At 39.0% G+C, this 20,328-nt stretch carries 17 protein-coding genes; 12 read left to right on the plus strand and 5 right to left on the minus strand.

The features are described from left to right. Nucleotides 1–31: 31 nt before the first annotated feature. The 4 genes from I6F44_RS09610 to I6F44_RS09625 are packed head-to-tail and all read left to right on the plus strand — an operon-like array spanning nucleotide 32 to nucleotide 4,636. A complete protein-coding gene (locus I6F44_RS09610; protein ID WP_007580760.1) occupies nucleotides 32–1,237 on the plus strand; it encodes an aspartate aminotransferase family protein in 1,206 nt (401 codons plus the stop codon). 50 nt (nucleotides 1,238–1,287) lie between these two features. Continuing rightward, nucleotides 1,288–2,322 (plus strand): arginine N-succinyltransferase, encoded by a 1,035-nt coding sequence (gene astA, locus I6F44_RS09615; RefSeq protein WP_007580762.1) that lies wholly within the window; start codon nucleotides 1,288–1,290, stop codon nucleotides 2,320–2,322. 7 nt (nucleotides 2,323–2,329) lie between these two features. Continuing rightward, the gene (astD, locus tag I6F44_RS09620; RefSeq protein WP_169060575.1) at nucleotides 2,330–3,796 is read left to right on the plus strand and encodes a succinylglutamate-semialdehyde dehydrogenase; all 1,467 of its coding nucleotides are present in this window, start codon (nucleotides 2,330–2,332) and stop codon (nucleotides 3,794–3,796) included. A 36-nt stretch (nucleotides 3,797–3,832) separates the two neighbouring features. Further along, nucleotides 3,833–4,636 carry a DUF1338 domain-containing protein gene (locus I6F44_RS09625; RefSeq protein ID WP_197173678.1) on the plus strand — a complete coding sequence of 268 codons (804 nt, stop codon included), beginning with the start codon at nucleotides 3,833–3,835 and terminating at the stop codon, nucleotides 4,634–4,636. 71 nt (nucleotides 4,637–4,707) lie between these two features. Here the strand turns inward: I6F44_RS09625 and I6F44_RS09630 are convergent, their stop codons facing one another. Next, the gene (locus tag I6F44_RS09630; RefSeq protein WP_197173679.1) at nucleotides 4,708–5,988 is read right to left on the minus strand and encodes a flavohemoglobin expression-modulating QEGLA motif protein; all 1,281 of its coding nucleotides are present in this window, start codon (nucleotides 5,986–5,988) and stop codon (nucleotides 4,708–4,710) included. Between the two features lie 146 nt (nucleotides 5,989–6,134). Between I6F44_RS09630 and I6F44_RS09635 the strand changes: the two genes are divergently transcribed. From I6F44_RS09635 to I6F44_RS09665, 7 genes are all read left to right on the plus strand, one after another. Further along, nucleotides 6,135–6,392, plus strand: coding sequence for a DUF3081 domain-containing protein (locus I6F44_RS09635; protein ID WP_002958616.1), 258 nt, complete (start codon nucleotides 6,135–6,137; stop codon nucleotides 6,390–6,392). Next, the gene (locus I6F44_RS09640; RefSeq protein ID WP_197173680.1) at nucleotides 6,392–6,727 is read left to right on the plus strand and encodes a hypothetical protein; all 336 of its coding nucleotides are present in this window, start codon (nucleotides 6,392–6,394) and stop codon (nucleotides 6,725–6,727) included. Before I6F44_RS09635 ends, I6F44_RS09640 begins: the two co-directional genes overlap by 1 nt. Nucleotides 6,728–7,105: 378 nt before the next feature. Continuing rightward, on the plus strand, nucleotides 7,106–7,681 hold the full coding sequence (gene betI, locus I6F44_RS09645; protein ID WP_010553010.1) for a transcriptional regulator BetI: 576 nt from the start codon (nucleotides 7,106–7,108) through the stop codon (nucleotides 7,679–7,681). Between the two features lies 1 nt (nucleotide 7,682). Further along, nucleotides 7,683–9,146 carry a betaine-aldehyde dehydrogenase gene (betB, locus tag I6F44_RS09650; RefSeq protein WP_101217061.1) on the plus strand — a complete coding sequence of 488 codons (1,464 nt, stop codon included), beginning with the start codon at nucleotides 7,683–7,685 and terminating at the stop codon, nucleotides 9,144–9,146. An 11-nt stretch (nucleotides 9,147–9,157) separates the two neighbouring features. Then, a complete protein-coding gene (gene betA / locus I6F44_RS09655; protein WP_024592191.1) occupies nucleotides 9,158–10,825 on the plus strand; it encodes a choline dehydrogenase in 1,668 nt (555 codons plus the stop codon). Between the two features lie 158 nt (nucleotides 10,826–10,983). Then, on the plus strand, nucleotides 10,984–12,201 hold the full coding sequence (locus I6F44_RS09660) for a BCCT family transporter (protein WP_024592192.1): 1,218 nt from the start codon (nucleotides 10,984–10,986) through the stop codon (nucleotides 12,199–12,201). Between the two features lie 9 nt (nucleotides 12,202–12,210). After that, nucleotides 12,211–12,915 carry a TorF family putative porin gene (locus I6F44_RS09665; RefSeq protein WP_197173681.1) on the plus strand — a complete coding sequence of 235 codons (705 nt, stop codon included), beginning with the start codon at nucleotides 12,211–12,213 and terminating at the stop codon, nucleotides 12,913–12,915. Between the two features lie 127 nt (nucleotides 12,916–13,042). Here I6F44_RS09665 and I6F44_RS09670 read toward each other — a convergent pair whose 3' ends face one another. From I6F44_RS09670 to fdxA, 4 genes are all read right to left on the minus strand, one after another. Beyond that, on the minus strand, nucleotides 13,043–14,797 hold the full coding sequence (locus tag I6F44_RS09670; RefSeq protein WP_442960263.1) for a putative bifunctional diguanylate cyclase/phosphodiesterase: 1,755 nt from the start codon (nucleotides 14,795–14,797) through the stop codon (nucleotides 13,043–13,045). A 365-nt stretch (nucleotides 14,798–15,162) separates the two neighbouring features. After that, nucleotides 15,163–15,621 carry an Sbal_3080 family lipoprotein gene (locus I6F44_RS09675; RefSeq protein WP_197173682.1) on the minus strand — a complete coding sequence of 153 codons (459 nt, stop codon included), beginning with the start codon at nucleotides 15,619–15,621 and terminating at the stop codon, nucleotides 15,163–15,165. A gap of 26 nt (nucleotides 15,622–15,647) precedes the next feature. Beyond that, a complete protein-coding gene (locus I6F44_RS09680) occupies nucleotides 15,648–17,891 on the minus strand; it encodes a carbohydrate binding family 9 domain-containing protein (protein WP_121954580.1) in 2,244 nt (747 codons plus the stop codon). 136 nt (nucleotides 17,892–18,027) lie between these two features. Further along, nucleotides 18,028–18,351 (minus strand): ferredoxin FdxA, encoded by a 324-nt coding sequence (gene fdxA / locus I6F44_RS09685; protein ID WP_002958626.1) that lies wholly within the window; start codon nucleotides 18,349–18,351, stop codon nucleotides 18,028–18,030. 194 nt (nucleotides 18,352–18,545) lie between these two features. On the opposite strand from fdxA, the gene I6F44_RS09690 reads away from it, so the two are divergent. Then, nucleotides 18,546–20,153 (plus strand): NAD(P)/FAD-dependent oxidoreductase, encoded by a 1,608-nt coding sequence (locus I6F44_RS09690; protein WP_197173683.1) that lies wholly within the window; start codon nucleotides 18,546–18,548, stop codon nucleotides 20,151–20,153. Nucleotides 20,154–20,328: the final 175 nt, after the last annotated feature.

A 20,328-nucleotide genomic window follows, 5' to 3' on the forward strand; every position in this document is an offset into this window, starting at 1 on the left:
TTATCTAAGCCCATTAAATTTAGGTGTAAAAATGCAAGTAACAAGAGACTTATTTAACGACGTAATGGTACCAAACTATAATCCATCAGCAATCATTCCAGTTCGTGGTGAAGGTTCACGCGTTTGGGATCAAAATGATAACGAGTTTATCGATTTTGCTGGTGGTATTGCCGTTAACTGTTTGGGTCACTGTCATCCTGCATTAGTTAAAGCATTAAAAGAGCAAGGCGAAAAAATTTGGCATTTATCGAATGTTATGACTAATGAGCCAGCACTTCGTTTAGCTCAAAAAATGGTTGAAGCAACATTCGCTGATAAAGTTTACTTTGCAAACTCAGGCGCAGAAGCAAACGAAGCAGCCCTTAAGCTAGCGCGTCGTTATGCACTGGATGTATATGGCGCTGAAAAAACGCAAATTATTGCATTTAATAAAGGTTTTCATGGTCGCACATTCTTTACAGTCACTGTGGGCGGGCAAGCTGCATATTCTGACGGCTTTGGTCCTAAACCTGCTGACATAGTACATTGTGATTTTAACGATATAGCAGCATTTGAAGCGCTGATCAGCGATAAAACATGTGCTGTTATGATGGAACCATTACAAGGTGAAGGCGGTATTATTTCACCAACAGATGAATTTGCTAAAAAAGTACGTGAACTTTGTACTAAACATAACGCGTTACTTATTTTTGATGAAGTACAAACGGGTGTTGGTCGCACAGGCGATTTATACGCTTATGAAGGTTTAGGCGTTGTTCCTGACATTTTAACAACGGCAAAAGCATTGGGTGGTGGTTTTCCAATTGGCGCTATGATCACTCGTACACCAATTGCTGAGCATTTAAAAATTGGTACTCACGGTTCTACTTATGGCGGAAACGCACTTGCTTGTGCTGTTGCTGAAGCGGCATTTGATACAGTAAATACACCAGACGTACTAAACGGTGTTAAAGAGCGCGAGCAATTATTCCGTGACGGATTAAACGCAATTAACGAAAAATACAACGTATTTAGCGAAGTACGTGGTAAAGGCTTATTAATTGGCGCAGTACTAAATGATAAATTTGAAGGACGTGCACGCGACTTTTTAGTAGCAAGTGCTAATAATGGTTTAATGAACCTTGTAGCGGGCATGAATGTAATTCGCTTTACACCGTCTTTAGTTATCCCGTTTGAAGATATTAAAGAAGGCTTAGCGCGCTTTGAAAAAGCCGTTAGCGATGTAGTAAACGGTTAATATAGTTTAAATTAGCACGCCTACAGGCGTGCTATTGGAGCAAGCAATAAATGCAAGTATTACGTCCTATTACTGCCAATGATTTTGACGCGCTTAAACAAATAGCGATTGAATCCGGTCATGGGTTTACCTCTTTACCTGTGGACGATGCACAGCTTAAAGAAAAAATTGAACGTGCTGAAAAAAGCTTTGCCAAAAACATTAACCAGCCACTTGATGAAAGCTATTTATTTGTTTTAGAAGACAGTGAAACAGGTGACGTTATTGGCACAACCGCTATAGAAGCTGCGGTAGGTTTATCGGTGCCTTTATATCATTATCATTTAGGTAAAACAGTACACCACTCGCCTACTTTAAATGTATATAACACCGTTGATATTTTAAGCATGTGTAACGACTACACAGGCTGCTCTGAAATATGCACATTATTTTTGCGCGAAAATAGCCGCAAAGGTTTAACGGGTCGATTTTTATCGCGTTCACGCTTTTTATTTATGGCTCAGCATAGCGAGCGTTTTGCCGATACTGTTATCGCAGAAATGCGCGGTGTTAGCGACGAAGACGGCCATTCTCCTTTTTGGCAATGGCTGCAAGAGCACTTTTTTAGTATTGAATTTCCAGAAGCGGATCACTTAGTTGGCTTAGGCGATAAGGTATTTATTAGCGAGTTAATGCCTAAATATCCTATTTATGTGAACTTGCTTAGCAAGAAAGCCCAAGCAGTTATTGGGCATGTGCATGAAAAAACAAAACCTGCGCTAAAATTATTAGAAAAAGAAGGTTTTGAGCACAGAGGCTACGTTGACTTATTTGACGCAGGCCCAACGGTTGAAGCAAAGCTTGGTAATATTCGCAGCATTCGCGACTCTCAAGTTTGCCCTATTACTATTGGTGAGCTTGATCACATATCACAAAATAGCTCTGATACGCTGGCTGTATGTAATCAAGGCGTAAGTGGCTTTAGAGCAACATTTACCAAAGACGCACATTACAATCATGCAAAACATACTCTCGTCATTAGCCAAGATGTGGCTAAAGCACTTAATTTAAGTCAAGGAGATGCAGCGCGATTTTTCCGCCTGTAAATTATTTATGAATACACACCTAATTAATAACCAGTGGCATGCAGGGCAAGGTCCAGCATTTGAGTCAATCAATCCAAGTAATGGCGATGTGGTATGGCAAGGTAATGGCGCAAACGCCCAGCAAGTAAATTCAGCTATAAAAGCAGCCAGAGCTGCGCAATTACAATGGGCAGACAAACCACTTGAAGAGCGTATAGCCATTCTTGAAAACTTCGCAGCTCAATTAAAAGAACACAGTGAAGAATTTGCGACCATAATTGCACGCGAAACAGGTAAACCATTATGGGAAACCCGCACAGAAGTGGGCGCAATGACAGGCAAAGTAGCTATATCTGTAAAAGCATACCATGAACGTACCGGTACAACCGAAAACCCAATGCCAGGTGCAAAAGCGTTTATTAGACACAAACCGCATGGCGTTGTGGCTATTTTTGGCCCGTATAACTTTCCGGGGCATTTACCAAACGGGCATATTGTTCCTGCAATTTTAGCAGGCAACACCGTGGTATTTAAGCCATCAGAACTGACCCCGCACGTTGCAGAATTTACGCTCTCACTTTGGCTAAAAGCGGGCTTACCAGCAGGTGTTATTAACCTTGTGCAAGGTGAAATTGAAACAGGTAAAGCACTTGCCTCTCACAAAGACATAGATGGATTGTTTTTTACCGGTAGCTCAAACACAGGTCACTTACTACATAAGCAATTTGCAGGACACCCTGGCAAAATTTTAGCACTTGAAATGGGTGGTAATAATCCTCTTATTGTAAAGGACGTGAGTGATGTAAGCGCTGGTGTGCACGATATTATTCAATCAGGTTTTATTACCTCAGGTCAGCGCTGTACGTGTGCACGCCGCTTATTTATTGAAAAATCGCTCAATGGCGATGCTATTTTAGAAAAGCTAATAAGCGCGACTAAAAATATAGTTGTAGACGACAGCTTTGCTACAGAGCAGCCTTTTATGGGTGCAATGATAAGCGAAAAAGCAGCACTGGGTATGGTCGCTGCGCAAAGTGAATTAGTCTCAAAAGGCGCGCAAATCCTTGTTGAACTTAAGCAATTAAAATCAGGCACAGGTTTTGTAAGTCCAGGCATTATTGATGTAACAAACATTACCGACATGCCAGATGAAGAGCATTTTGGTCCGCTTATTAAAGTGTATCGTTACAACGACTTTGACAGCGCAATCATTGAAGCCAATAACACAAGCTTTGGTTTATCTGCAGGTTTACTTAGCGACAGTGAAGATGATTACACTCACTTTTTAAAGCGCATTCGTGCAGGGATTGTTAACTGGAACCGCCCTATTACGGGTGCCTCTAGTGCAGCTCCATTTGGCGGTATTGGCGCCAGTGGTAATCACAGAGCAAGTGCCTATTACGCCGCTGATTATTGTGCATACCCTGTGGCATCTGTTGAGTCAGACAAAGTGAGCTTACCGCAAACCCTAGCGCCAGGCTTGGTAATTGAATAAGCAATAAAACCAAAATTTTAGATTTAAGGATTTAACATGCATACTGATGTAAACACATTATTTGAGAGCCTTTGGAAAAACTACTTAAACGTAACACCATCGGCAGACAAAATTCATGACCTTTTAGGGTCAACGCAACAAGATGACATTATTAACGATCATATTGCGCTGCGTACGTTTAATATTGAAAAAGTGGGTCTTGAAAAGCTCGCTGCTCACTTTTTAGCTATTGGTTACAAAGAATGTGGTGAGTACCATTTTGAAGCTAAAAAACTCTATGCAAAGCACTACGAGCATAGCGATCCTAACCAGCCAAAAGTGTTTATTTCTGAGCTATTAGTTGAAAAATGCTCGCCTGAGTTACAAGCCATCGTAACCGACATGGTTGACAAAATTGATGAAAGCGCAGTAACAGCTGATAACTTTTTGTATTCAGGCACGCATTGGCAAGTAAGCACCGATACTTATAAGCAGCTGCTAGCTGAAAGCGAATATGCAGCGTGGATGTCGGCGTGGGGCTACCGCGCCAATCACTTTACCGTAAATATTAATACGCTTGCTAAGTTTGATAACATTCATGATGTTAACCAAGCCCTAAAAGACGCTGGCTTTTCGCTTAATACGTCAGGCGGCGAAGTTAAAGGCTCACCAGAGGTGTTACTAGAGCAATCGTCAACACTTGCTGATGAATACTCTGTTACCTTTAGTGACGGTGATATGAGCACCCCTAGCTGTTTTTATGAGTTTGCTATTCGTTACCCTAAAGCCGACGGTGAGCTTTATACTGGTTTTGTTGCAGCCTCAGCTGACAAAATATTTGAAAGCACCAATGCTCGATAGCAAAACCTAAAGTACTTTATTCAAAAAGCCCGTTATGGGCTTTTTTTATGTCGGTAGGTTATGTTGATTAATTATAAAAATAACGGTTTATAATCGTTTTCTAACTTTTCAAACGATAAATCGCCAATAAAGCGGCCAAAGCTCAACCAAGTTGCCAAACCGCGTAAGTCTTTAAAGTGTGGAGGCACAAATTGTGGGCTCTCTATTACACCTAAATCATGAAGCTGCGATATTAATCTAAAGTCATCTATTGATATTTTACCTACCAGTAATAAAGGGAGTCTATCTATTCGACCAAGCTGTATTGCAACGCGTATTAAGTTATAAACTAGTACAAAGCCTTTAATGTAAGCAATATCTTTTGTAAAAGGCAAACCTGTTGGCGTACTGCCTCTAAATACACGCTGCGCTAGTGTGTAACTGTCATCTTTTGATAAACCTTGCGCTACATAGTCACGGTAAATATCTACAAATTCAGCACCGTCAATTACCTTTGTAACCGCTTGAATACGGTTAACTAATTTAGATAAGCGCCTTGGGGTCGATTTTAAAGTAATAATTTCGGTTAATACCGCTAGGCCTTCTTGGGTAATAGTAGAGCTAGGCGTGCCTTTACTCAAACATGTTAAATACGGCTGTGCTAAACCATTTTGAGTGGTACCTACGTGTATCCACCCTTCGTGAACTTCTAAAATATCAAGTTCACGCTGAGAAAACTTAACATCTTGATTAAGCTTTATATTATTAGCACCTGCGGCTGCATCACTGACAATACCATCGCTAAGCATTACCTCTACATTTATGCCTGCCATACTGGCATTTACTTGCTCAGACAAAATACGCACAGCATCAACAGCATCAATATTTTTAGGGTCGTCAGGCAGTATGTCGGCTATAAGTAAATTTTGCAGCGGTTTATCTAGCATATTAGCTAGCTCAGAAAGTGAGGGCTCACCAGCATGGAATAAGTCTTTAGGGTGTCCAAATAACTCCACTGATAAGTCATGAAACTCTGGCGTTCCACGATACTCAAGCATACTTAATACCGTTTTATACTCGGTGCACATTTTTCCCATATATTGAGCAATCGGATTTAACTGTCCCAATTGGTTAATAATGTTACGGTGCAAAGTAGAAAATGCTTGGCGCAGCTCGCTAGGTACAAAACCAAGGTCGCGCTGTTGATAATATGCACGATCGATGAGTGGTTTTTTTTGACATTTCTGTCTAAAAAACTCCTCTTTAGTTTGTTTATCCCAATTAATAGCATCGAGTATCCTAATTGGAGTTTGCAATGCAATTAATTGATCCGATAACTCACGAGTTTTTAGTAGTAACGCCTTGTCTATCATGCTCTAAGCTCAACAATAAATGAGTTTTGAGCATAATTTAAAAAAGCGAAATTACAAAGCAATATCACACTTTTATAGCTATTGTTTTTAAGATGATCGACCCTCATATCTGTATCGTATGAGTTACTAAACGAAGGGCATAAAACATGAAAAACGAAATCGACAATAAACAGATTTTAGCCGTATATGAACGTATAATTCAAAAAGGTGAAATGACTGATGAAGGCAAGCATTATCAAGGTGTTACTGCTTATTCAGACGTAGATGGCTACACAGTATACCTACAAGGTAGCGGCGTTGAACTGCGCTTTGGTTTTCATAATACTTATCACCTTGACTACGAACATGAAAAGCATAAAGACGACTTTTTGAAAAAATTATATAACATTGCAAACGAGAGCTAATGCACCCACGAAAACGCAGACACCGCCCTACCAGTAAGCTCAATACTACTTTTATAAACCAAGTAGTAGAAGAGCTTAGAGCTGATCCAAGCAAAGTCTCAATTATTCAAGACAATTTAGAACAGTACCGTACTCAAACTCATTTAAAGCGTGGTTTTTTACTGGCTATAGAGCGCTTTGATTGGGTTTTTGAAGCAAGCAAAGATATAGACTTTATTTGCCAGCAAATTTTAGCTGATGACTATATTGGCAATAGACTAAGACGTTACCCCCTACTTTTTAAAGGCGTTATTAATAATGCCGACCTTCCAAAACCAAGCGCTTTAAAACGATAAAACCACAAAGTTTACTCTCTATATAAATTTATTAGAGCACTAAGCAATTGCAGGTTTAGTGCGCTTTTGTATTAAATTAATACTATTAGTACTCTAACTATTACTGCACTAATGATTATTGATCATTTTATTCATTTATTGCTGTAAACAAATCATTACTATTATTTAATTTCAAAATAAAATTCACAAGCCTTTGTTTTAAATAAAATAAAACAAAGTAAAACCTTATCTTCATTATCGCATTAGTTGCGCTTTTATTAATGATTAATCTACATTTTGGCATCTAGATATTTACTTCAGCCTTGAATTGTTAGAGCTATTACCTTAAGCTTATGTTTATTGAACGTTCAATTAATAAAAATTATGCCTAAAGTCGGAATGGAACCTGTCAGACGTCAGCAGCTAATTGACGCGACTATAGAGTCAGTTGCAACTAATGGACTACAAGGCACAACTATAAACAGCATTAGTAAAAATGCCGGTTTATCGTCAGGCATTATTAGTCATTATTTTGGTGGTAAGCAGGGGTTAATTGAAGCCACTGTTAGATACTTACTAACAAGCTTAAAACAAGGCTTGATAAGTAAAGTAAATAACCAAACGAATGCCATTGAACGTTTAATGATTATTATCGAAGCCAACTTTGCGCTTGTACAACAGCGTAATGATACAACCCGAACGTGGTTAAGTTTTTGGGCGCAATCGATGCATGATGAAGAATTACACAGACTACAAAACGTAAACAGTAAACGCTTGCAAAGTAATTTAGCATTTTCTTTTAAGCAATTAATGCCTATTGAGCAAGCAAAGCAAGCTGCAGAACTTAGCGCCGCAATGATCGATGGCCTATGGTTAAGAGCAGTACTGAGTAAATCAGACAATAATCAGTTTAAACACAGTGAAAAGTTAGCAAAAAGCTACGTACTTTCACTTATCAAGCAATATGGAGCCTAGCGTGACTACACCTGTCTATCAAAATTTTATTAACGGCCATTTTCTTGCAAACCAGAACGGCAAAACATTTGATGTAACAAACCCAGCAACGGGCGAGGTTATTTACGCAGTAGAAATTGCCGACGAATTTATTCAAAACGCAGCCATTGCCAGTGCAAAGCAAGGTTTTGCTCAGTGGTCAGCAATGACCCCCATTGAACGTAGTCGCATTTTATTAAAAGCAGTGGCTATTTTACGCGAGCGCAACGATGAGCTGGCACTTGTAGAAGTACTCGACACCGGTAAACCAATGCAAGAAGCAAATTGTGTTGATATTGAAACCGGCGCTGATGTAATTGAATACTTTGCAGGCCTCGCGCCAGCACAAGTAGGCCAACAACAAATGGTTGGTGATGATTTTTACTACACACGTAAAGAGCCATTAGGTATTTGTGCGGGTATTGGTGCATGGAACTACCCACTACAAATTGCATGTTGGAAGTCGGGCCCTGCCCTTGCAGCTGGTAATGCATTTATATTTAAACCATCTGAAGAAACACCACTTGGCGCAATTAAACTTGCAGAAGTATTTGTTGAAGCTGGCGTACCTGCAGGTGTGTTTAATGTTGTTCAAGGCGCGGGCGATGTAGGCCAGTGGCTAACGCAGCATAGCGATATTGATAAAGTATCATTTACGGGTGAAGTAGGCACAGGTAAAAAAGTAGTAGCAAGTGCTGCCGGTACTTTAAAAGATGTCACGATGGAACTTGGTGGTAAATCTCCACTATTAGTATTTGATGATGCCAACATTGAGCAAGCGGTTAGCGCTGCTATGTTAGGTAACTTTTATACGCAAGGCGAAATTTGTACTAACTGTACACGTATTTACGTTCATAAAAATGTATATCAGCAGTTTATTGATGAGCTTAAAGCGCGCACTGAGAAAAACATTATTGCTGGTGACCCACAAGATTTAAATACTAATTTTGGCGCACTTATTTCTAAAAAGCACCAAGAACTAGTAATGAGCTACGTTAATAAAGGTATTGAAGAAGGTGCAACGCTATTAACCGGTGGTACAACGCTTTCACCTAAATCTGCACCTAATGGCTACTTTGTAGCACCGACTGTGTTTATTGATTGTAATGACGATATGACTATCGTTAAAGAAGAAATATTTGGCCCTGTAATGAGCGTGCTTGTTTTTGACGACGAAGACGATGTTATTGCACGCGCTAACGGGACTCACCTGGGCTTAGCTGCAGGCGTATTTACTAGCGATATTAAACGTGCGCACCGCGTGATTCATAAGTTACAAGCCGGTATTTGTTGGATTAATGCATACGGTAACTCACCTGCTGAAATGCCAGTTGGCGGTTATAAGCAATCGGGTATTGGCCGTGAAAATGGTATACAAACTCTTGATCAATACACGCAAACTAAGTCTATTTATGTTGGTATGGCCGACATAGAAAGCCCATTTTAAGGCGCCCTACTATGAGTAATCATTACGACTATATTATTGTTGGCGCGGGTTCGGCTGGTTGTGTTTTAGCAAACCGTTTATCTGAAGATTCAAGCAACCGCGTGTTACTACTTGAAACTGGCGGTAGCGATAAAAGTATTTTTATAAAAATGCCAACCGCGTTATCTATTCCTATGAATAGTGACAAATACGCATGGCAGTTTCATACGCAACCTGAGCCTCATTTAGATAACCGTGAAATGCATTGTCCTCGAGGCAAAGTATTAGGCGGTTCGTCATCTATTAATGGCATGGTATATGTACGTGGCCACGCAAAAGATTTTGACGAATGGCAGCAACACGGTGCAAACGGCTGGGATTACCAATCGTGTTTACCGTATTTTCAAAAAGCAGAAAGCTTTTACCTTGGTGAAAATACTTACCGTGGTGGCAAAGGCCCGCTTGGTGTTAATAACGGCAACGAAATGAAAAACCCGCTTTACCGTACCTTTATCAAAGCAGGTGTACAAGCCGGTTATGCTTCTACAGATGATTATAATGCGTCGCAGCAAGAGGGTTTTGGCCCAATGCACATGACCGTAAAAGACGGCGTGCGCAGCTCTGCTTCTCGTGAGTATTTAGACCCTGTTAAATCGCGTAGTAATTTAACAATTATTACCGGTGCACTAGCACAACGCGTGATTTTAGATGGCAAAAAAGCCACTGGCATTGAATACAAAGTAAATGGCGACGTTAAAACTGCACATGCTGCAAAAGACGTTGTACTAAGTGCAGGGCCAATTGGCTCTCCACATATTTTACAACTCTCTGGTATTGGTGATACTCAAGCGCTTGAAAAAGCAGGCGTTGAAGTACAGCATCATCTACCAGGTGTTGGTCAAAACTTACAAGATCATCTTGAGTTTTACTTTCAATACAAGTGTAAGCAACCTATCACACTTAACGGCAAGCTAGGCATTGTTTCAAAAGGTTTGATTGGCGCGCGCTGGTTATTAACGCGTTCGGGTTTAGGTGCAACGAATCATTTTGAATCGTGTGCGTTTATTCGCTCAAAGCCCGGTGTTGAATGGCCAGATATTCAGTATCACTTTTTACCAGCGGCTATGCGTTACGATGGTAGAAGTGCATTTGCAGGTCATGGTTTTCAGGTACATGTTGGTCATAACAAACCAAAAAGTCGCGGTAGTGTCACTATTGCTTCTGCGAATCCTGAGCAACCACCAACCATTTTATTTAATTACCTTGAACACCAAGACGATATTGAAGGCTTTAGAGCGTGCGTTCGCTTAACACGCGACATAATCGAACAAAGTGCCTTTGATGAATACCGCGATGAAGAAATTCAACCTGGTAAACATATTCAAACAGATGAAGAAATAGATGCCTTTGTACGCCAAGCCGTAGAAAGTGCCTACCACCCTTCTTGCTCATGCAAAATGGGTGAAGATGATATGGCCGTTGTTAACTCAAATACGCAAGTACATGGTATTGAAGGACTACGTGTTGTTGACTCATCTATATTCCCAACTGTTCCTAACGGAAACTTGAATGCGCCTACTATTATGGTTGCCGAAAAAGCAGCTGACATAATTTTAGGTAAAGACCCATTACAGAAATCGGATGTGAATGTTGCCATAACAACAAACTGGCAAGAAACACAACGTAGTACGGAGATCTAACTTTAGCCACATGCTTAGGTTTAGTCTCGTCGGGCTAAACCAATGCGTGCCTTGCAGTGGCACACGATGTAAATAGGTTACGTTGTGTTAATGCGAGAATAAAACAATAAAATACGGAGTGCTTATGAATTATTTTTATTCATTACTGGAGGGTAACAATGACTATTTGGCTTAATGCAGGGATCATTTTTACCTTACTTGCCATTATCACTATTTTAATTAAATGGGGTAATGTTCGCGTAGTAGGTGTAACACCAGTTCGAACCTTTACGTTTATAGCAATACTATTTACTTCTGGCCTAGATGTTGGCCTTATCATGTTTCCTTTAACTGAGTTTGCAGGTTATGCAGACATAAAAGCAAGCCCAGAATACGCGTTTGCAAATCCACTGGCTATTGAGTTTGGCTACTGGGGATTTTTGATCTGGGGATTTTACTTTCTTACGTGCTTTTATTTCTGTGTAATAGAACCTAAAGTGAAATTTTTCGAAATTCCTTGGGTTAAATTTATCAATAACGTTGTAATTATTGGTACATGTGCATTTACCGCTTATTTGCTGCTTACAAACCTACCGTGGTATTTACCCGAACTAGGTGATGGAACAAGTATAGTTTCTGAGTTTTACTTAATTGTGTTTGCGGCTATCTGTTTTGCTGTGTACTCAAGTACTGATATTAAATATGTACGTATTTTAAGTATTTCTACTACGTGGTTATTTTTAGCTTTAATCGCCTTTATGTGGGCTGGCGCATTTGTGATTGGTGATAGTCAAATGTCAGCATTTACAGATAACTTAGGCTCTATTGGTACTTACTTTGCAAACATTAATGAATTTGTTTTACCGCTTAATGATTACCATGAGTTCTACTTATTCTGGTGGTTTGCGTGGAGCATAATGATTGGTCAATTTACATCACGCTTTGTTGGTGGACTTAAAACATACCAAGTATTAGGTGCTATGTTGATTTTCCCTTCTATTCCTATTGCGATTTGGTTTAGCGTACTTTATCACTACCATGAAGCGGGCATTCCAACTCAAGGCATTAAAAACTTTGCAATGGTATTTGTAGGTATTGTATTTGTAATTAACTCACTCGATTCGTTAGTGCGTTTATATACAGATAACCTAAACTTTACCGTAAAGCGTTTTGGCAAAATGAAATACATGATCGGAAATGTTGTCGCTTTATCGTTACTTACACTATTGTTTAAATTAGAATTTTTACAAATTCAGTGGGTAGGCGCATTGGTTATTGGATTGTTCTTTATCTGTGCTGGTTTTATCGGATACAGCAAGTTTAAAACAGTTACAAACATAGACAGCTCACCAAAAGCAAACGAAATTGATTACACAAAAATAGACACAGTACACTAGGGATTAATAATGAATAACAAACTAAAACAACTTGTAGTAGCGCTACCATTTGCACTTTTATCAACAACCGCAGCTGCTGATTGGTCAACAACAATCACTGCAGCGTCTGACTACACTTTTAATGGTGTAACGCAGACAGATAGCGATCCTGCAATTCAAGGCAGCTTAGACTATGCCTTTGATAGCGGTGTTTACGCCGGTGTATGGGCTTCAAATGTAGATTTTGGTGACGACACTGATTTTGAACTTGATGCTTACGTAGGTAAATATGTACAACTTGATGAGCAATTTAGCGTTGACTACGGTATTGCTTATTACACTTATCAAGGTAATAACAGCGATGGTAACTACGCTGAAGCTTACACTAAGTTTGGTTATGCAAGTGAATACGGCCAAACTGAGCTTAACTTTTGGTACAGCTGGGACTACTTTGGTTACGATACAGGCCACGTTATTTCGATGATCGCTCACACTTATGAGCTAGCTCCTAATCATGCACTACGTGCAAGCTTTGATATTTCAAACTCACTTGATGGTGATAAGTTTGAGTGGGATCAAGCTAAGGGAGACAAATCGTATTATCACTACCGTCTAGCATATCAAACAAGCTACGAAGGTTTTGGTATTGAAGTGGCCGCTGAAAACACAAGCTTAGATTACGATTATGCTGATGAGCGTATTGTACTTGCTATTTCACGCACATTTGATCTTTAATACAATAATTACTGATTAAACAAAAAATGCCACTCTACTTAGAGTGGCATTTTTATTTGTAAACTAACTGACTAACTAACTAACTAACTGACTAACTAACTAACTAACTAACTAACTAACTAACTAACTAACTAACAATATCCCACGCACTTGTACCCGATGCTGAAAGGTTACTGGTGTTATTGCGTAATACTTTATTACCTACATTAGCTGATGACTCAGGTCGGCTTACTAAATAACCCTGAACAGAACTCACACCCATTTTTTTAACAAGTTCAAACTGCCCTATTTCTTCAACGCCTTCAGCTACAATTTTAAGGCCAAGCTTTTGTCCAAGCTCACTAATTGTATTTAATATATCATTATATTTTTGGCTTTTATTAGCTTGAGCTATAAACGAGCGATCAATTTTAATAACATCTATTGGTAAATCCGCTAATGTACTTAAAGAACTAAAACCTGTACCAAAGTCATCAATAGCAATAGTAATCCCCTCTTCTCTTAGCCTACTTAGCTCTTTAATAATTCTTGGACTGGCTTTAATGAAAGTTGATTCGGTAATTTCTAGCATCAAAGACGTCGCCGGTAAGCCGGTTTTTTTGAGCTTCTTCATTACCCAATCATAAATGTCACGGTGCTTTAATTGAATGCCCGAAACATTTACTGATATTTTTACTTTGCGCATACCTGCATTGTGCCAAGCAGCCATTTGCCGACACGATTCAAGCATAATCCAATCGCCAAGCTCTAATATTAAATTAGACTCTTCTGCTATCGGAATAAACTCTGAAGGAGGGATCATACCCTCAACTGGGTGGTCCCAGCGTGTAAGCGCTTCGAAATAATCAATCATACAATCTTCAACATGCACAATTGGCTGAAAAGATAAGTAAAAATCTTTACACGCAACCGCTAAACGCAGCTCTTCAAGTAAATAATGGTAACGGCGCATTTTGTTACCCATTTCTGGCGAGTAAACTTTAAATATTCCCTTACCATCACTTTTAGCTCTATACATAGCTACATCGGCTAATTGTAAAAGCGCTTGAGGCGTTGATGCACTTTCTGGGTAAGCCGCAATACCAATACTGGCACTAATTTTTACTATTTTATTGCCAAGCACAAAGTCTTTTTCAAGCTCACTTAGCACATGCTTAGCAATTTCAACGACTCTGTCGCTATCATCAAGTAATTCTATAAAAATGGAGAACTCATCCCCTCCTAACCTTGATAAGTTTTGCTCTAATTGGTTAGCATTATTTATGTTACTTAATTTATGGTGGCGTAAAACATTCGCAAGTCGGCTAGCAACTTGAACTAATATTTCATCACCAAAACTGTGACCAAACGAATCGTTTACTTGTTTAAAACCATCAAGGTCTATAAACAGGAGTGCACACTTGAGATCTTCTTGATTAGCATGATTAATTTGTCTGTCGATATGTTCAATATATGCATGGCGGTCAATTAATAACGTCAGTTTATCTTGGCATATACTGGTTTGAGTTTGTTTTACATAATTAGCCACATGCGTATTTAAACTATTTATTGATTGGCTTAAGCTGCTTACACCCAAAGGGTTCTCAGCCGGCTTTACTTGCAAGTTAAATGCAGTGAGTAAGCTATTGGCTTGAAGATTAAGCTCCGCTATTTGATTTTTATAATGGCGCTTTCTACGCTCTCTGCGTAAGTACAGGCCAGAACCAAATATTAAGATACATAAAAGTAAAAAATTAATAGGTGATGCAAGTGTCATTATAATTAACTTACTTGAATCAGCAGCTACAAACTGAGTGTCAGTGGTTTTAATAAGCAAAAAATCAGCAGTGGGCTGCTCAATTATATAATGGCCATTTAAGATCGGATTATACCAAGGAGCCATATCAAGAGAGGTATTCGTTATTTCGAAATTTCGTATATCAATACTGGTACTAAATAAATTTATACGATTAATCTGATTCGTTAACTCTATGTTTATACAAAAACAAAATAGAATTATGATTAGAAAAATAAAACCGAGCGGCTTAAGTTTACTCATGAAAAAAATCCATCTATCTTACTTCTCCCTTAAACCTGTTACTAAAAGCGGATTATATCGCCTGCATTTCGAACTACGCAAGAATTGATATAACCCTTAGCCACTAGCATAACAAAAATCGTAACAATAATGGATTAACTAACTATATCTTGCATATAGTATAGGTGGGATTAACAAAAATAAACAAAAAGGTTCTAATTGTTTAAAATTTAATACATACCGTCAATAAGCTCTATAATTTTTTCTTCAGCGTCTATAAACTTATCCAATCCACCACCGGTGCGATAAGATGCTTGTGCTATTTTTTTATTCGTTTCAACGTCTTTAATCCAAATATTTGCGTATGCCATATAGAGCGCTATATCCCAACGCCAATTTGCTACGTAGTAAGCCACTGCATTACATCCTGTCGTATCTGCACCTGGTAATTCGGTCTGGTAGTCTTGGTGTTTCAATACATAATTGGCTGGAATTACCCGAGTTTCAACATCATGCTTTGCAAAACCTTTTTTCATTGCATCTATAACACCAGCTTTAACAGCCTTATGTTCAGCAATACATACTGTTTTAGGTATGTTTGTTTCAAATCGAGTAATGTCTTGCTTTGCAGCACAACCGGCCAAGGTGGCAACCATTGCTGCTGCAACTGTTATTTTTAACGTATTCATATTTATTCCTTTTTTATTTTTAATATTTAAAGCTGCCATGCATAGCTAACTTTTGTAAAAAATGTACGCTGATCTCGCTCAATATTTTTAAGAGAATCGTCTTGGTAACCTCTATCTGAGTAACCCAAATAAAACAGTGTTTGTGCATTAATTTTATATGAGTAAACAAGCTGGCTGCCGTAGTCTTTATTGATTTGACTAACTTGATAAAAGTAGGCGTTTTCGTCTCTATCAATATCTTCAAATTGTAAAATTAATTTAAGAATTGAACGCATGCTAAATTTATAATGAAGTCTAAAGTCGACCAAGTTAGCAGTAAACACCCGCTTCCCTTGCGGGTTGTCTAATTGACTGTAGTTATGCTTTACATCGAGTTGCCAATGGTCGTTAATGTCCCAAACCACTTGGGTTTGAGTGTCAAACGCATCGCCTAATTGCTCATTTGCATAATCAATGCGGCTAGCGTATTCAATATATAACGAAAGCTTTAAATCTTTAGTGGGTTTAAAGCCCGTATAAATAAAACCAATATTTTGATTATAAAAATTGTCGTTATAGTTTTCATAACGGTGCACTAAACCAATTTCAAAAATAGATTGTTTTTGGCCTTTAAAGCTTAAAAAGCCTTCGTATTCTTCTTCAAGTAAATCGCCATTTTGCGCCCACGTTTTATCCCAGTCAGCTTCGTATGACCATGAGGTAAGTAAATCAGATTCATCTCTGTACCATGTTTGTCCGCCACCAAAGCCTACTTTTTCATAATCAACTTTAGCTTGATAACCTAAATCGGTTCGGTAGTCCTGCCCAATATTTTCATAAGATGCAAATAATTTGTAATCACGTTTATCGCGGGTAAGTTCCAGGGCATATGCTTCATCTGACTGAGTTTCAGATAAGTTATAATTTTGAATTAAAAATTCAGAGTTACGTGTATCAGCAGATGATACTTGATACAAAAGAGTATCCGATTGATTAAACCAGTAGCTACCATCCACTGATAATACAGTGTTGTGATAGTCATCACTTTCTCTGTGCGTGCTTGAAAGGCCAATAGTACCCTGCTGACCTAGGTCATATTGATAACGCCCTGCGGCCGCATTCGTTTTTTCGTTTAAGCTTGCAAAGCCAGAGCCCTGATTCGTTGGCAGTAAAATATTACTATTGTCGTCATCAGCGAGCATTAACGCATAACTATGATCACCCGTTTTACCCGTTAATTTTGCACCTAAAGTAGGCTCTGCAATTGTACGTGTATATAAAAGCTCAAATAAGCTGCTTTTAAAGTAAGAAGCTCCATCTAAAAAGAAAGGACGTTTTTCAGCATAATAAATAGAAAAGGTTGTATTTACATCGAGCTCTAAAGAGTCTGTTTCTACTTGCGAAAAATCTGGGTTGATAGTCGCATTTAAAACAGCGTCCTTGGTTAAACCCCAGCGCAAATCTAAGCCCACTTCGGTATCTATATCGCCATTATCCCAGTTACCCGGTAATTCAGATTTATTATCGTTACGAAGTGCTGTCAATGTAGGTGTTAATTGAATATTTTTACTCGATTCAATATCGCTAAAACCCACTAACTTATCAAACTGACAAAGGCTACATTTTATATTTCTATCAAATCCCATATTTGATAGCTGATATAAAACATCACGTTGGTAGTTTCTCATTACTGAAAAACCCCACGTTAGCTCTTTTTTATTTTCAGGAAAGCGCAGTGCCTTAAAAGGAATACGCATTTCAACAACGTAACCTTTCTCGTTAATTTGTCCCGCGCTATCCCAAATAGCATTCCATGAGGTATCTGAGCTCCATCCATCGGTATCGGTCATTCTTATATCGCCTTGTGCACCAAGGGGATTTACATGAAATTCATAACCACTGCGTTCATCATTAAATGTATCAATAACAAGAATGACTACGTCGTCTTCCCATAGCGTATCGCGGTCACGAAGTGATGCACGAATTTGTTCAGGGTTTGGATCCTCTGCAATAAAGGCAACATATAAGTTTGTGCCATCTTCGTAAATAAAGGCATCAGTTTTTACAGGAGGTGTGCCTTTTTCGTTAGGCTCATCTTGGTAGAGTAGAGGTATACGTGTCGCATTTTGCCAGTGCGCTTCATCCATAACACCATCAATAGTGATATTTGAATCAATACGAGATAAGGATACTTGCTGTTTACTAGCCGCTACATCAAGGCTTGAGAGTAATAAAACGAAACTTAAAAATAGGAAGGTAAACTTTTTTATTATAGTTATAAAGTACTGCATAAACATCCATTTAGACTGTAATTACTCATAGGGAGTAACTTAAGCTGGGGATTGTAATTTATCCAGATACATTTGTTAATACTTTGAAATAAAAAATTAACTATTTAATGATAAAGGAGTAACTAATTGTTACGTATTATGTTTCGAGTAGTTTAAGTTTATCGTCTATGCCATTCCATACATCAGCGTCCTCTGGTGCAGGTTTAACCTCTGTAATGCGCGGCCAGACCAGTGCAAGTTCAGCATTCAATTCAGTAAACTCTTTTTGAGATTCTGGTAATTCATCTTCTTGGTATATAGCATCAGCTGAACACTCAGGGACACATAAACCACAATCGATACAATCAATCGGGCTAATTGCTAAAAAATTAGGGCCTTCAAAAAATGCATCTGCTGGGCACACTGATACGCAATCGGTGTACTTACATTTTATACAATTTTCGGTGACTACAAACGCCATACTATTTTAATACCTAAGATTTTAAACAACAGTTGTGGATCATACCCATCCACTCCAAAAATACAATAAATAAGTGCCATATCACCCTATTTTAACGTAAAATACGCGCCTTATGTTTGCACACCCGTTGTGCCCTGCATCCCCTTATTGTGAGCGGTAATAATACCCCGCTATGACACCTAAAAGAGATATAAATGATACGTTTAACCGAAATAAAGCTGCCACTTGATCATGACGAAGATGCAATTGGTCAAGCAATTGTAAATAAACTAAAAATCCAACCAGAACAATTGCACAGTTTTAATGTGTTTAAGCGTGGTTATGATGCACGTAAAAAATCAGCTATTTTACTGATTTATACACTCGATATAGAAGTTGATAACGAAGCCGAGCTACTCGCGGCATTTGAAAAAGACCAACATGTAAAAGTAGCGCCAGACACAAACTATAAATTTGTAGCCCAAGCCAGCGAAAATATAACAGAGCGCCCTGTCGTGATTGGTTTTGGCCCTTGTGGTTTATTTGCAGGCTTATTACTTGCTCAAATGGGCTTTAATCCCATTATATTAGAGCGCGGTAAAGAGGTACGTGAACGTACAAAAGACACGTTTGGCTTTTGGCGTAAACGCACACTTAATACCGAATCAAATGTACAATTTGGTGAAGGTGGCGCAGGTACATTCTCAGACGGTAAGTTATACAGCCAAGTAAAGGATCCAAAACATTACGGTCGTAAAGTCATTACTGAATTTGTAGAAGCAGGCGCACCCGATGAAATTTTATACGTAAGTAAGCCACACATTGGTACGTTTAAGCTTGTCACCATGATTGAAAAAATGCGCGCTCGTATAATAGAACTAGGCGGCGAAATTCGCTTTAGCACACGTGTTGACGATATTCATTTAGACGACGGGCAAGTAACAGGTTTAACGCTTTCAAATGGCGAGCAACTAAACACTCGCCATGTTGTATTAGCCGTTGGTCACAGCGCACGTGACACGTTTGATATGATCCACAAAAAAGGGATTTATGTTGAAGCAAAGCCATTCTCAGTCGGTTTTAGAATCGAACATAAACAATCAATGATCGATGAATGTCGTTTTGGTACAAATGCAGGAAACCCAATTTTAGGCTCTGCCGATTATAAACTTGTTCATCATTGCGACAATGGCCGCACAGTTTACAGCTTTTGTATGTGCCCAGGTGGCACAGTAGTCGCTGCAACCTCTGAAAAGGGCCGCGTTGTTACCAACGGTATGAGCCAATATTCACGCAGTGAGCGCAACGCTAACAGCGCTATTGTGGTAGGTATATCACCGGAGCAAGATTTCCCGGGTAACCCTCTTGCTGGAATAGACTTACAACGCAAACTTGAAGAACAAGCGTATGAGCTTGGTGGTAGCAACTACGATGCACCAGCACAGTTAATTGGCGACTTTTTGAAAGGTAAATCATCAGAAAACTTAGGTGAAGTACAATCCTCTTACACACCCGGTATTAAGTTAACTGACTTGAGTAAAGTACTACCACAATTTGCTATTGATGCCCTTCGCGAAGCGATACCAGCGTTTAATAAACAAATTCGTGGCTTTTCAACTAACGACGGTTTACTAACCGGCGTTGAAACACGTACTTCGTCGCCTATTAGTATTAAGCGTGATAAAACATTCCAAAGTATTAACACCAAAGGGCTTTACCCTGCAGGTGAAGGCGCAGGCTACGCTGGCGGTATTTTATCAGCGGGTATTGATGGTATTAAAGCGGCTGAAGCGGTCGCACTGTCTATGTTAGAAAACGCTTAAACCTCTTTTTTAAGCTGTTTATCGAAAAGCCTCACTTTGTGATAACACCATTCTGTTAAGCATGCTTTGACTTAATGGTGTACCGAGTTTTTGAAATTCGAACGGTCCTACTTTTGGGCCGTTTTCTTTTTTCTGGAAGAATATAACGTTTCACTCGTTCTCGCATTGCCCTTAA

The organism is Pseudoalteromonas sp. NZS11_1, from assembly GCF_015864275.1.
Lineage (GTDB): Bacteria > Pseudomonadota > Gammaproteobacteria > Enterobacterales > Alteromonadaceae > Pseudoalteromonas > Pseudoalteromonas arctica.